11 protein-coding genes and 1 pseudogene are annotated in these 13,989 nt (G+C 71.6%); 7 read left to right on the top strand and 5 right to left on the bottom strand.

All coding sequences use genetic code 11. The features are described 5' to 3' along the window. Positions 1-20: 20 nt before the first annotated feature. Both glgX and CP975_RS03520 read left to right on the top strand, forming a co-directional pair. Positions 21-2,168: a glycogen debranching protein GlgX gene (glgX, locus tag CP975_RS03515; RefSeq protein WP_055526796.1), complete on the top strand. Its 2,148-nt coding sequence runs from the start codon at positions 21-23 to the stop codon at positions 2,166-2,168. A gap of 138 nt (positions 2,169-2,306) precedes the next feature. Continuing rightward, on the top strand, positions 2,307-3,176 hold the full coding sequence (locus tag CP975_RS03520) for a VOC family protein (RefSeq protein WP_055526797.1): 870 nt from the start codon (positions 2,307-2,309) through the stop codon (positions 3,174-3,176). A gap of 26 nt (positions 3,177-3,202) precedes the next feature. Here CP975_RS03520 and CP975_RS03525 read toward each other — a convergent pair whose 3' ends face one another. From CP975_RS03525 to CP975_RS03545, 5 genes are all read right to left on the bottom strand, one after another. Further along, positions 3,203-4,834 carry a phytoene desaturase family protein gene (locus tag CP975_RS03525; RefSeq protein WP_055526799.1) on the bottom strand — a complete coding sequence of 544 codons (1,632 nt, stop codon included), beginning with the start codon at positions 4,832-4,834 and terminating at the stop codon, positions 3,203-3,205. Between the two features lie 12 nt (positions 4,835-4,846). Beyond that, the gene (locus CP975_RS03530) at positions 4,847-5,299 is read right to left on the bottom strand and encodes an SRPBCC family protein (protein ID WP_055526801.1); all 453 of its coding nucleotides are present in this window, start codon (positions 5,297-5,299) and stop codon (positions 4,847-4,849) included. Between the two features lie 119 nt (positions 5,300-5,418). Next, positions 5,419-6,594 (bottom strand): FUSC family protein, encoded by a 1,176-nt coding sequence (locus CP975_RS03535; RefSeq protein ID WP_055526803.1) that lies wholly within the window; start codon positions 6,592-6,594, stop codon positions 5,419-5,421. 37 nt (positions 6,595-6,631) lie between these two features. Next, on the bottom strand, positions 6,632-7,528 hold the full coding sequence (locus CP975_RS03540) for an SDR family oxidoreductase (protein WP_055526804.1): 897 nt from the start codon (positions 7,526-7,528) through the stop codon (positions 6,632-6,634). 161 nt (positions 7,529-7,689) lie between these two features. Continuing rightward, entirely contained in the window at positions 7,690-9,195 is a 1,506-nt protein-coding gene (locus CP975_RS03545; RefSeq protein ID WP_055526806.1) for a SulP family inorganic anion transporter, read from the bottom strand. Positions 9,196-9,572: 377 nt separating this feature from the next. Between CP975_RS03545 and CP975_RS03550 the strand changes: the two genes are divergently transcribed. The 5 genes and pseudogenes from CP975_RS03550 (at position 9,573) to CP975_RS03565 (ending at position 13,972) form a co-directional block, all read left to right on the top strand. Continuing rightward, entirely contained in the window at positions 9,573-10,214 is a 642-nt protein-coding gene (locus tag CP975_RS03550) for a carbonic anhydrase (protein ID WP_055526808.1), read from the top strand. A 54-nt stretch (positions 10,215-10,268) separates the two neighbouring features. After that, entirely contained in the window at positions 10,269-11,840 is a 1,572-nt protein-coding gene (locus tag CP975_RS03555) for a SulP family inorganic anion transporter (protein ID WP_150476565.1), read from the top strand. Between the two features lie 91 nt (positions 11,841-11,931). After that, the gene (locus CP975_RS34945) at positions 11,932-12,096 is read left to right on the top strand and encodes a hypothetical protein (protein ID WP_167532667.1); all 165 of its coding nucleotides are present in this window, start codon (positions 11,932-11,934) and stop codon (positions 12,094-12,096) included. Positions 12,097-12,214: 118 nt separating this feature from the next. Then, a pseudogene (locus CP975_RS03560) lies at positions 12,215-13,435 on the top strand (hypothetical protein); the annotation flags it as partial. Between the two features lie 45 nt (positions 13,436-13,480). Further along, a complete protein-coding gene (locus tag CP975_RS03565) occupies positions 13,481-13,972 on the top strand; it encodes a glycine-rich domain-containing protein (RefSeq protein ID WP_150477780.1) in 492 nt (163 codons plus the stop codon). The last annotated feature ends 17 nt before the right edge of the window (positions 13,973-13,989 follow it).

Raw genomic sequence — 13,989 nt, forward strand, 5'->3', positions numbered from 1 at the left:
ACCCGTACGGAGGCAGCAGCGTGCGCACCTGGACCGGACGCCCTTTCCCCCTGGGCTCCACCTACGACGGCGAAGGAACCAACTTCGCCCTGTTCAGCGAGGTCGCCGACCGCGTCGACCTCGTCCTCGTCCACGAGGACGGCACCCACCGGAACATCACGCTCCCGGAGGTCGACGGCTTCATCTGGCACTGCTACCTGCCCGGCGTCGGCCCGGGTCAGCGCTACGGCTACCGGGTGCACGGCCCCTGGGACCCCGCGGCGGGCCACCGGTGCAATCCGGCGAAGCTCCTCCTCGACCCCTACGCCAAGGCGTTCGAGGGGCAGGTGGACAACGACGCCGCTCTCTACGAACGCGCGGCGGACGGGCCCGAGCCCGCCGACAGCGCCGCCCACACCCTGCTCTCGGTGGTGACGGACCCGTCCTTCCCCTGGGAGGGCGACCGGCCGCTGCGGCGGCCCTACGCCGAGACCGTGATCTACGAGACGCATGTGCGCGGCCTGACCCTCACGCACCCGGGCGTCCCCGACGAGCTGCGGGGCACCTACGCGGGCCTCGCCACGGAGGCGGTCATCGACCACCTCGTCGCGCTGGGGGTGACCGCCGTCGAGCTGATGCCGGTGCACCAGTACGTGCAGGACGGCTTCCTGCGCGACCGCGGCCTGTCCAACTACTGGGGGTACACCTCCATCGGCTTCTTCGCCCCGCACAACGCCTACGCGGCGCGCGGCTCCCGCGGCCAGCAGGTCACCGAGTTCAAGTCGATGGTCAAGAAGCTCCACGCGGCGGGGCTCGAGGTGATCCTGGACGTGGTCTACAACCACACCGCCGAGGGCAACGAGAACGGCCCGACCCTCGCCTTCCGCGGCATCGACAACGCCTCGTACTACCGCCTGGCCCAGGACGACCCGGCGCACTACTTCGACACCACCGGCACCGGCAACAGCCTGCTGATGCGGCACCCCAACGTCCTCCAGCTGGTCATGGACTCGCTGCGGTACTGGGTCACCGAAATGCACGTGGACGGCTTCCGCTTCGATCTGGCCGCCACCCTCGCACGCCAGTTCCACGACGTGGACCGGCTCTCGGCCTTCTTCGACCTGGTGCAGCAGGACCCGGTGGTGGGCCGCGTCAAGCTCATCGCCGAGCCCTGGGACGTCGGCGAGGGGGGATATCAGGTCGGCAACTTCCCGCCCCTGTGGTCGGAGTGGAACGGCAAGTACCGGGATTGCGTACGGGACTTCTGGCGCGGCGAGGACCACTCGCTCGCCGAGTTCGCCTCACGCCTGACCGGCTCCTCCGATCTCTACCAGCACGACCGCCGCCGCCCGCGCGCCAGCGTCAACTTCGTGACCGCGCACGACGGCTTCACGCTGCGCGACCTCGTCTCGTACAACGACAAGCACAACGAGGACAACGGCGAGGACAACCGGGACGGCGAGAGCGCGAACCGGTCGTGGAACTGCGGCGTCGAGGGCCCCACCACCGACGAGGGCATCCTGGAGCTGCGCGCGCGCCAGCAGCGCAACTTCCTCGCCACCCTCATGCTCTCGCAGGGCATCCCGATGCTCGCCCACGGCGACGAGCTGGGCCGCACCCAGCGGGGCAACAACAACGCCTACTGCCAGGACAACGAGATCTCCTGGATCGACTGGGACCTCGACGACGACCAGCGCGACCTCGTCGACTTCACCCGGCGGGCCATCGCGCTGCGTGCCGCGCACCCGGTGCTGCGGCGGCGCCGCTTCTTCCGCGGGGAGACCGCCACGCACGAGGGCCAGCCGCTGCCGGACCTCGTGTGGCTGCGGCCCGACGCGCGGGAGATGACGGAGGGCGACTGGCAGCGGCCCGACGCCCATGCCGTGGCCGCCTTCCTCAACGGCGACGCGATCGCGGAGCCCGACTCCCGCGGCAGGCCCGTGGTGGACGACTCCTTCCTGCTCCTGCTGAACAGCCACCGCGAGCAGGTCGTCTTCCGGCTCCCGGACGCCTCGTACGGGGAACGCTGGACGGCACGCATCGACACCTCGGACCCGCTGGGCCTCTCGGACGAGGCCGAGCACAAGGCGGACGGCGAGGTCGTCCTCCAGGCACACAGTCTGCTGCTGCTCTCGCGGTCGTCCCTGGCCCGGAGCCGCACGAAGAGGCCGACGCGACCGGCACGGTGAGGCGCCCGGCCGAGTGGCGCGGCGCCCGTCCTCTTGCCCACACTGGAGGGCGGCAGGGCGCCGAGCCTCCCGCTGAGCCCGAAAGCACAGGTGCCAGACTGATCTTTCAGGGCGCCTCGATTCCAGGACGGGTTGCACATGCACCACGACAACAGGACGCCTCCGGGTCCGGACGCGACGACGGCCCCGGGCGGGAACGGCCGGAGTACCAGGACCGGGTCGGTGCTGAGCGAGTCGGCGGTCGGCGCCCCCTGCTGGGTCAGCCTGACGGCACGCGACCTCTCCACCGCACAAAGGTTCTACGGAGCGGTGATGGGGTGGCAGTTCCGCCCGGCCAAGCTCGGCGAGCAGTTCTCCGTCGCCACGGCCCACGGCGACCCCGTGGCCGGGGTCGGCGCCATCGCCTCGTCCCTCCAGATCGCGGTGGCCTGGACGCCCTACTTCGCGGTGCTGAGCGCCGACGAGACGGTCAGCCGCGTGCGGGAGCGCGGCGGCACGACGGCGGTGGGCCCGATCCCCTTCCCCAACGGGCGCGCGGCCCTGCTCTCCGATCGCGACGGCGCCGTCTTCGGCATCTGGGAGGGCGAGATCCTCACCAGTTGGCGCAGCGAACTCCACTCGGCGCCCGCGTGGCTGCGGCTGCGCACGCGCGACGCCTTCGACGCCGCCATCTTCTACGGCGAGGTCCTCGACTGGGCGTGCGGGCGGCCCGAGTGCTGCGAGGTGCGCTACCAACAGGAAGAAGTGGTGGTCTACAGCGCGGGCCGCCCCACGGCCCGGCTGAGTTCGGGCGCCGTCGAGGCCGATCCGGACCCGGCGGTCCGCCCGCACTGGCAGGTCCACTTCACTGTCGCGGACGTCGAGGCGTGTGTGCGGGCCACGGCCGAGAACGGCGGGCACGTGGTCGACCAGGACCTCTCGGCCCAGCCGCCGCTGGCCACGCTGCGGGACCCCGACGGCGCGCAGTTCAGGGTGGTCGCCGGGGACCCGGGGCAGCCGCCGGTCTGATTGACCCGGGCAGCCGCGGGCCTGCTTCAGGGCCGCCCCGGCTCCCTGCCGTTGCGGTCGCGGCGGCCCAGCGCGCGCTGGGCCGCGAAGAAGACGCCCGCCCCGTAGCGGGCGCGCAGGGCGGCCCGCGCGGCGTTGGCGCCCGGGGCGCCGTGCACCCCGCCGCCCGGATGCGCCGAGGCGGACGCGAGATAGAGACCGGGCACCGGGGTCTCCGGTCGGCCGGCCCCGGGGAACGGCCGGAACACGAGCTGCTGGTGCAGGCTGGTCGTACCGGAGTTGATGGCCCCGCCCCGCAGATTCGCGTTCAGCGCTTCCAGGGTGGGCGGTGCCAGGACGCGCCGGGCGATGATCCGCTCGCGGAAGCCGGGCGCGAGCCGTTCGATCCGCGCCTCCACGCGGTCGGCCATCGCCTCGCTCTCCCGCTCGTCCCACCTGCCCGTCAGAGAGTCCGCCCCCGCGTCGCCCTTGATGTGCTGCGGAGTGTGCGTGTAGGCCCAGGCCGACTCGGTCCCGGCCGGTGAGCGGGTGGCGTCGGCCGTGGTCATCTGCCCGACGAGGGCGAACGGCCGGTCCGGCACGAGGCCCCGCGCGATCTGGGCGGCGAACCGCGTCAACTCGTCCACGCCCTCGGCCACATGGACCGTCCCGGCCCGCCGGGCGTCCTGTGCCGTCCAGGGGATGGGCCGGGACAGCGCCCAGTCGACCTTGAACGTGGCGAAGTCCCACTGGAAGCGCCGCAGGTCCCCGAGGAGGCGCGGCGGCAGATGAGCGGCGTCGACCAGCTGCCCGTACAGGGCGGGAGCGGCCACGTCGGCCAGTACCGCCCGGCGTGCCACGACCCCCTCCCCCGCCGCGGTGCGCACCCCGACCGCGCGCCCGCCCCGCACCACCACTTCCGTGACGCGCTCGCCGCAGTGCACGCTCCCTCCGCGGCGTTCGAGCCTGCGGACGAGAGCGGCCGTCAGCGCGCCCGCTCCGCCCACCGGCACGGGGAAGCCGTGGGTCTGTCCCAGCATGGACATCAGCCAGCCGAAGCCGCCGCTCCCCGCTGCCTCGGGCGCCAGATCCGCGTGCAGGGCGTTGCCCGCGAGCAGCAGCCGCCCGCCCTCGCCCTCGAACTCCTCCTCGCCCAGCCGGCGCACCGGGAGCAGGAGCGAGCGGGCCAGCCGCAGACCGCCGCCCGCCCGGACCCGCGCGGCCAGGCCCAGGGCGGGGCGCACCGGCGGGAACGGCGTGAACAGCGCCTGCATCAGCGGCTCCCGCAGGCGCTCCCACATGTCGTACAGGCGGTCCCAGCCGCGGCCGTCACCCGGGGCGAACGCGTCCAGCGACGCGCGGGTCAGGGCGCGGTCACGGTCCAGCACGGCGCAGCGTCCGTCGGCCAGCGGATGTGCCAGGACGTGCCCGGCGTGCGACCACCGCAGGCCTTCGCGTTCCAGGTGCATGGCGCCGAGGACCGGCGAGGCGGCCGCCAGCGGGTAGAAGGCGCTGAACATGTCGCTGACGTAGTGCGGGTGTACGCCATGGTCACTGCGTACGGCGCCGCCGGGCTCCTCCTGGGCCTCCAGGACCACGACGCTCCAGCCCGCGTCGGCCAGTACGTTCGCCGCCACGAGGCCGTTGGGCCCCGCGCCGATCACCACCGCGTCCGGCATGTCCGCTCTCCTTCAGCTCGCGTGAGCCGGGGCGCCGTCGCCTTCGACGAGCCGCGCCAGGCGGCTCAGCATGCTGCGGTGCCGGACCTGGATGAGGGCGTCGACCACGGCGTTGTGCAGCACCCCGCCGGGGCCCTGGAGCGGATGCTCGTCGACGATCACCAGCGTGTGCGCGCCCCACTGCCGCACCTCGATGGCGATACGGGCGGTGCCGAGCGCCCCGCTGTACGCCTCCAGCTCAAGCCGGTCCGGCTTGTCGAGGTGGCGCACCACGGTGTGTCCCGTGACCTTCCGGGGGCCGAGCTTGACGGTGTACTCGATCCGCGAGCCGACCGCCGGCCACCGCGTGTCGAGCGGTCGGGAATCGTGCGTCCCGACCACCCAGTCGGCGTACCGGTGCCCGTCTTCCAGCACCTCCCACACCTGGGAGGGCGGCCTCTTGACCAACTGGTGGCGTACGGCCACGTCCTGCCTCCTCGTCCCGTGCCGACCCCTTGCGGCCGGCGCTCTTGCGTATCCGGACACTCCTTGTGCATCAGCCCACAGCACTCTCGTGCGGCCCGCCACATGTGCGGCCCCGGGTCCTACGCTTCCGCGCTGTCGGTCTGCGGGTCCCCCGCGAGGGTCGTGAGGTCGCTCAGAAGGCGTTGCGTGTCGGCGGTCAGGCCGCCGAGGGCGGGGGTGACCCGGTAGCGGCTGTCCGTCAGCAGGTGGGTCAGCCGCTGGTGGGCCTCCTGCGCCGTGCGCAGCGCGCTGTGGCGGTCCTGCGCCGTCTCCGGGCGGTCCCGCCGCTCGGACCCGGGAGCGTCGCTCACGTCGAGGGCGCACACGTCCCCTGCCGCCCGCAGCAGCTCGGCGAGGATGTCCGACGCGCCTTCCGGCAGGTCGGCGAGGTTCGGGCGGTCCTCGCCGGTCTCGGCGAGAGTGCGCACGGTCGTCCTGATGTGTTCCGTGATCCTGTCCCAGGCGAAGTCCCAGTCGGACGCGGGGGCGCGGGAGACGGACCGGCGCAGTTTGCGGGCAGGGTTGAAGCGGTGGCTCTCGTACGACCAGCGCCGCGCGGTGCGCAGATCCGTCACGAGGTCGGTCAGCCGCTGTGCCCTGTCGTACCAGCCCTGGGCCTTCTTCGTGTCGAACGGCTCCTCCTGGATCCCGTCCGCGACCGCGTGCAGCAGGTCACCGCTCTCCTGGGGCAGCCGGCTCCGCAGGTGCAGGACGTCACGCTCGTGTACCGGCGGCAGGATCAGGGCGTTCACCGCGATGCCGATCACGGCGCCGACCGCGGTCTCGAAGAGGCGGTGCAGGATGTCGTAGCCCGAGTACGTGCCGTACGCGAGGACGAACAGTGCCGCCGTCGGGGCGTACATCCCCTGGGTGCCGAAGCGGGCGTAGGTGCTCAGGAGCACGGTGACGGGCAGGACGAGCGCCATCGCGGCCAGCGTGTTGTTCCCCGTGAGGACGGCAGCGCCCGCGGCCAGCAGCGTGCCGACCATGACGACCGCGATCTGCTGCATCGCCGAGCGCAGCGAGCGGTAGACGGTGCTCTGCACGAGGAACAGTGCCGTCCAGGGGGCGAGGAGGGCCATCGGCGCGCTCCACCACCACCCGGCCACCGCCCAGGCGAGCACTCCGGCGCCCGCCGCCTTGAGCGACTGGACGGTCGTGTCGCGTTCCGGCCCCGGGGTCCTGACCGCCCTGCGCGCGGATTGCCACAGGGCCGAGACCTCCCGGGTCAGCGCGTTCCACCGAATACTGGTCACCTCTTTCCTTCCGTATGCCGCGTCCGGGCGGGCCGCCTCAGGGCAGCGGGGTGCCACCGGTGGCGTTCATGATCTCGGCGGTGATGAAGCTCGCGTGCTCGGACGCGAGGAAGACGTAGGCGGGTGCCATCTCGGCGGGTTGCGCGGGCCGTCCGATCGGCGCCTGCTTGCCGAACTCCTTGGTGTCCGGCAGCGTCGCGGGGATCAGCGGCGTCCACACCGGGCCCGGGGCCACCGCGTTGACGCGGATGCCGTCGTCGACCAGCATCTGCGCGAGTCCCTGGGTGAAGGTGACGATCGCGCCCTTGGTCATGGCGTAGTCGAGGAGGTGCGGGCTCGGCTTGTAGGCCTGCACGGACGTGGTGTTGATGATCGATCCGCCGCGCGGGATGTGGGGCACGGCCATCTTGCAGAGCCAGAACATCCCGTACAGGTTCGTCCGTACGACCTGGTCGAACTGTTCGGTGGAGATGTCACCGATGCCTTCGGGCTGGGACATCTGGTAGGCCGCGTTGTTGACCAGGATGTCGATCCGTCCGAACTCCGTCACCGCGCGCTCCACGAGTCTGCGGCACTGCTCCTCCTCGCGGATGTCGCACGGCACGGCGAACACCTGCCGCCCGGCGTCCTCGACGAGCCGCGCCGTCTCCCGGGCGTCGCCCGCCTCCGAGGGGAGATGGGTGAAGACGATGTCCGCGCCCTCGCGTGCGAAGGCGAGGGCGACCGCCCGGCCGATGCCTGAGTCGCCGCCGGTCAGCAGCACCTTGCGGTCCTTCAGCAGGCCGCTGCCCCGGTACGACTCCTCGCCGTGGTCGGGCGGCGGGTCCATGGCGCCGGTCCAGCCGGGCGGCTCCTGGTCCTGCTGCGGGAACTCGGGCCGGGGATGACGTGTGGTCGGGTCCTGCCGGCCTTCTGCACCGGGGGTGTCGTTCATCTGTCTGCGCCTTCCTGTTCGTCCCTTCCCACCCTCCGCCGCGGGGGCGGCTCCCACCACTTGGGAGGTGGCGGGGCCGCGTGCCGGCCGACTGGTGCCGCCGCCCGCGCGGGGGTCCGTCGGGTGCCCGGGCGGGCCAGCGTGAAACAGGGAGGTGCAGGTCAGTCGCTTCCGGTGAGTTCGCCGCTGAGCTTGTCGTGGAGGTGTGCGCTCGGCTGGTTCAGGCCGATGATCTCGACGGTCTTGCCGCGCCGCGCGTACTTGGTCTCGATCGCGTCCAGGGCCGCGACGGAGGAGGCGTCCCAGATGTGGGCGGCGGTGAGGTCGATGACGATCTTGTCGAGGTCGACGGTGTAGTCGAACTGACTTACGAGGTCGTTGGAGGAGGCGAAGAACAGCTCGCCGGTGACGGAGTAGACCACGCTGTCGCCGTCGGGGCCGGTGGCGGAGGTGACGTGGACGAGGTGGGCGACGCGTCTGGCGAAGATCACCATCGCGGTGAGGGAGCCGGCGACCACACCGACGGCGAGGTTGTGGGTGGCGACCACGCACACGACCGTGACGACCATGACGGTGATCTCGCCGGCGGGCATCCGCTTCAGCGTGCTCGGGGCGACGGAGTGCCAGTCGAAGGTCGCGAAGCAGACCATGACCATGACGGCGACCAGGGCGGCCATGGGGATCTCGGAGACGACGGGGCCGAAGACGATGCAGAGCACCAGCAGGAACGAACCGGCCAGGAAGGTGGAGAGGCGGGTGCGGGCGCCGGACACCTTTACGTTGATCATCGTCTGGCCGATCACGGCGCAGCCGCCCATGCCGCCGAGGAAGCCGGTCACGATGTTGGCGATGCCCTGGCCGATCGACTCGCGGGTCTTGGAGGAGTGCGTGTCGGTGAGGTCGTCGACCAGCTTCGCGGTCATCAGGGACTCCATCAGGCCGACGAGCGCCATGGCGAGCGCGTAGGGCGCGATGGTCGTCAGGGTCTCCACGGTGAACGGCACGTCGGGGATCCCCGGCACCGGCAGGGAGGACGGAAGGTCGCCCCGGTCGCCCACGGTCGGCACGGCGATTCCCGCGCCCACCGTGAGGGAGGTGAGGATCACGATGGAGACGAGGGGCGCCGGGACCACCTTGGTGACCTTCGGGAGGAACACCATGAGCGCCAGGCCGCCGATGATCAGCGGGTAGACCGCCCAGGGCACGTCGCGCATCTCGGGAACCTGCGCCATGAAGACCAGGATGGCGAGGGCGTTGACGAAGCCGACCATCACGCTGCGCGGCACGAACCGCATCAGCCTGGCGACGCCGAGCACGCCGAGGACGATCTGGAAGACGCCGGCCAGGATCACGCAGGCGATCAGATGGCCGAGGCCGTGCTCGCGGTTGAGCGGGCCGATGACGAGGGCGACGGCGCCGGTCGCCGCGGAGATCATGGCGCGGCGCCCGCCGACGACCGAGAGGGTCACGGCCATGGTGAAGGAGGCGAACAGGCCGATCGCAGGGTCGACTCCGGCGATGATCGAGAACGAGATCGCCTCGGGGATCAGCGCGAGGGCGACGACGAGGCCCGCCAGGACCTCGGTGCGCCACACCTTCGGATCGGACAGCCAGTCGGGGCGAAGACCCCGCAGCCGGTCGGCCGGGGAGAGGGTGGAGGAGGACAAAAGTGCGGGAACCTGTCGTGCTCGGGCACACCGGGGGTCACTAGGGGGTGTGCGGGGGGCCTGAACGGCAAACACTTGACTGTACCCGTCTGCCCCGCATGCTCCACATGATCTCCATGCGAACCCCTGCCCAACGGTTGATCACTGCACTAACTCGCAGGCCAGTGACGGTTATTACTCATTCTTTGGCAAGAATTTTCTCTGCTGCCGAACCTTAATGTGATGGTAAAGTAGTGGACATGACAGCCGATCAGGCTGTGTCCGGGGCGACGCGAAGTCCGCTGCCACAGCGGCCCGCGCCGCCCCACTGTCACCATCGACCCGACCACACCGCGTCCCGGCACCAGCCGAGGAGACGCAGGAGGCAGGCCACCACCATGAAGTCCCTGATCGACAACGCCCGTTCGTTCGCCGCGACGCACGTCGCGGATCCCCGGAACGCCGCATCCTTCGAGGCCCTCGGGGCCGGGCAGTCCCCCGAAGCACTGTTCGTCACATGCTCCGACTCGCGCGTCGTCCCGTCCCTCATCACCGGAGCGCGCCCCGGCGAACTCTTCGAACTCCGTACGGCGGGCAACGTCGTACCCCCTTACCCCTCCGAGGGTCACCCGGACCGCGCAGGCCACCCCATGAGCGAGGCGGCCACCATCGAGTACGCGGTCCGCGTGCTCGGCGTCCGCGACATCGTCGTCTGCGGACACTCGCACTGCGGCGCGGTGGGCGCCCTGGTGCGGGGCGAAGACCTGTCGGCCGTCCCGGCCGTACGCGACTGGCTGGAGCACTCCGTCGCTCCCGACGCCGCCCTGCGCACCCTCGCCCCGGCCACGCCGGACGTGGCGGAGGCCGTACAGACGCATGTGCTCGCCCAGTTGGAGAGGCTCCGGGAGTACCCCTGCGTCAGCGAGCGGACAGCCGACGGCTCGCTCACCCTGCACGCCTGGTACTACGAAGTGCACACCGGCGTCGTCTCCGCCCACCGTCCGTCGTCCGACGGCCGCGCGGCGTTCGGTCCGCTGTGAGGACCGTCGCGCTCCTCCGCCCGGCCCGCTCCGACGACAGGACTCCCCACCCTCATGTCCTCCTTCCTCTCTTCCTCCCTCGCTCATTTCCGCCCGCTGCGTGAGCCCGGCGTCCTGCGCCAGGACATCCTCGCCTCGCTCGTCGTCTTCCTGGTCGCCTTGCCGTTGTGCGTCGGCGTGGCGGTCGCCTCGGGTGTGCCGGCCGAACTGGGCCTGGTCACCGGCATCGTCGGCGGTCTCGTCGTCGGCTTCCTGCCGGGCAGCGCCCTCCAGGTCAGCGGGCCCGCGGCCGGCCTGACCGTGCTCGTCTTCGAGGCGGTACAGGAGTTCGGGCTCGGCATGCTCGGCGCGATCGTGCTGCTGACCGGCGCGCTCCAGATCACCCTCGGCCTGCTGCGCTGCGGCCGGTGGTTCCGTGCGATATCCGTCTCCGTCGTCCAGGGCATGCTGGCGGGCATCGGACTCGTACTGATCCTCGGTCAGCTGTACACCATGGCCGGGGCCAAGCAGCCCCGCTCCGGGATCGACAAGATCGCCGGACTGCCCGGACTGTTCGCCGACATCGCGAGCGACAGCGCTTCGCTGACCGCCGCGGCCGTCGGCCTCGGCACCATCGCGGTCCTCGTGCTCTGGCCGAAGCTGCCCGCCGCCGTGCGTGTGGTGCCCGCCCCGCTGGCCGCCGTCGCGCTGGCCACCGCCGTCGTCGCCGGGTTCGGCCTGGACGTGGCGAACGTCTCGGTACGGGGCCTGGTCGACGCCGTGCAGCCGCCGGGGCTCGGTGACCTGGCGGAGCTGGGCAGCGTGGCGGTGCTCGGCACCGTCCTCGCGTTCACCCTGATCGCGTCCGCCGAGTCGCTGTTCAGCGCGGCGGCCGTGGACCGTATGCACGACGGGCCCCGCACGCACTACGACAAGGAGCTCGTCGCCCAGGGCGTCGGCAACACGGTGTGCGGCGTGCTCGGCGCACTGCCGATGACCGCGGTCATCGTCCGCAGCTCCGCCAACGTCGCGGCGGGGGCCCGCACCCCGCTCTCGCGCATCCTGCACGGCGCGTGGCTGCTGCTGTTCGCCGTGCTGCTGCCCACCGCGCTCGGCATCATCCCGCTGGCCGCGCTCGCCGGCGTCCTGGTGCACGCGGGCTGCAAGCTGATCCCCGTCAAGGAGATCGTCCCGCTCGCCCGCGCCCACCGCGGCGAGGCCTTCGTGCTGGCCGCCACGGCGATCGCCATCCTGGTGACCAACATGTTCGAGGGCGTGGTGCTCGGCCTGATCCTCGCCGTGGTCAAGTCCGCCTGGGAGACCTCCCATGTGCACGTGGACGTACGGGAACTGCCCGGCGGCCGGCAGATCGTGACCCTCACCGGCAACGCCACGTTCCTGCGGCTGCCCCGCATCCTGGAGACGCTGGAGGCCCTGCCCAAGGACCGGCCCATAGAGCTGGACCTGACCGTGGTGCGCCACCTGGACCACGCCTGCCGCACGACGCTGGAGAACTGGGCGTTGCGGCACAACGACAGCGGCACGGAAGCGGTCCGGATGCGGACGCTGCCAGTGGCGGTCGCCCCGGCCGCCGGGCCTGCCGCGGCCGAGGAGCCCGAGCGCGCCGAGGCCCAGGCACGGAGCTGACGCTCCTGCCGTTCCCCCATCCGTCCGGGCACGGCGTTCTGCCTCGCCGTGCCCGGATGTGCTGCATACCCACCACCTATGGAGGTTCACCATGGAACAGCTCATCAAGCGCATGACGCAGGAGTCCGTCTGGCAGAAGTGGGTCGCCGCCAACTCGGCCGGCGGCGCCACGCAGGCCGCGAAGGACGGCTGCATCAGCGCGACGCCGAAGAGCGGGTGCATCAGCGCCGCCGGCAAGACCGGCTGCATCTCCTGACCGGATGAGCCCCGCGGGGCCGCCGCCACGGCCGTACACGCCGTGGCGGCGGCCCCGCTCCTTCCAGAGCCCGCGTCGAGAAACCCCTGCCACTCCCCGACCCCGCACCGGAGCCCCCTTGAACCCCGTGCCGAGCGCCGACGTCCTGGACCGCATCCGGGACATCCCCCTCTACCGCGCGTCCGTCGAGCGCGGTGACTTCCCGATCCTGGAGAAGCCGGAGATCGCCCGGGACTTTCCCGACAACTGGATGACCCCCGAGCTGGCCCGCGCCCTGGAGACGGGCGACGCCGAGTTCGTGCTGTCCACCGGCACCAACCACGCCCGGATGCAGCTGATTCGGCCTCCGTACTTCCTGCTCCGCTCCTACTACCGCCTGTGGAGCGAGCACCCCGACCTCGGGCCCCTCTGGCACGCCGGTGCGCGGCGGATCTCGCTGACCACCGTCCTCGCCACCGAGCACGTCGCCCGCGTCAACTCCCGCAAGCCGGGCGGCACACCGGGCGAACGCTGGCTCGACGACCGGACGCTGTACCTCAACCGCCGCCTGGACCCGGCCGACTGGGACCGCGCGGAGGTCGAGCGCATGCTCGTGGAGATCCGGGAGGTCGCCGCCGCCCACCCGCAAGGCTCCTATCTCCTGGACTGTTCCGGCTACCACCTGGCTCACCTCGTCCGCAAAGTCACCGAATGGGAGCTGTGGGACGACTTCCCGCGGCCCTCGGGCATCGTGCACGCCTACGAGTACACGCCGCTGAATGTCCGCGCCTACCTGCGCGCCCACTTCGACTGCCCCGTGATCGACCTCTTCGGCAGTACGGAACTGGGCTATCTGTTCTACAGCGACGCCGACGGCTCCTACCGGCCCTACCTGCACGGGATGAGCGTGGAGTTGATCCCCGTGGAGCCCGGCAGCGGCATCCACAGCCTCATCGTCACCAGCATCCGCAACCCGTACATGCCGCTGGTGCGCTACCGCTCCGGTGACTGCGTGCGCACCAGCGACGGCAGCGCCGACCCGGAGCGGATCGTCTCCTTCTGCGGCCGCGAGAAGGAACTCCTCGCGACGCCCGAGGGCCCGGTGGCCCAGGCCGACCTCGACGCCCGCGTCGCAGCCGTCAGCCCCCGCGTGTTCCTGCACCAGCTGCGTCTGACCGGTGACGGCCGGTGCCGCCTGTCGTACACGACGTTCGACGGCGAGCCCCTCGCCGCCGAGGCGGAGGCCGAACTGGCTGCGTCCGTAGGCGCGTTGACGGGCCGCACCTGCGGCGTGGAGCACCGCGCGCACGTGCCGATCGGCCGGTCCGGCAAGTACGCGTGGCTCACCGCACCGGAAAGCACCCCGGACAGCGCCCCGGACACCACGCCTCCCACCGCCGAAGCGCTGCTGGGCCATGACCTGCACGACGAGGTGGTGCGCCACTTCGCCGAGAAGCCCGGCGCACCCGAGGCCGACCAGGTCAGGCATCAGGTCCGCGAGTGCCTCCGCTACCTCTACCTGGTCTCCCGTCACCCCGACCGGCTCGGCGGCCTCTTCCTCCCCGTCGAGCAGGACATCGACGAGATCTGGCACTACCTCATTCTCCAGACCCGCGAATACCGGGAGCTGTGCGAGCAACGGCTCCCCGGCGGCTACTTCATCCACCACCGGAGCGTTTCCTACGACACCTACCAGGCGGCCCCGGGGCGTGAGGCGGCCGCCGAGGAGGCGCTGCGCTGGATCCCCCTCTACACCGCCGCGTTCGGGCCGTTCGACGAGGACGCCCTGCCGCACTGGACGGTCGTACGGTTCCTGCACGACGAACTGGGCATGACCCTGGCGGAGATCGCGGCCCTGGAGGCGGGGGTGGCAGCGAGCCCGGCGGACATGCGCTAAGGTTGATCTTGTGCTCG

The organism is Streptomyces alboniger, from assembly GCF_008704395.1.
Classification (GTDB): Bacteria; Actinomycetota; Actinomycetes; order Streptomycetales; family Streptomycetaceae; genus Streptomyces; species Streptomyces alboniger.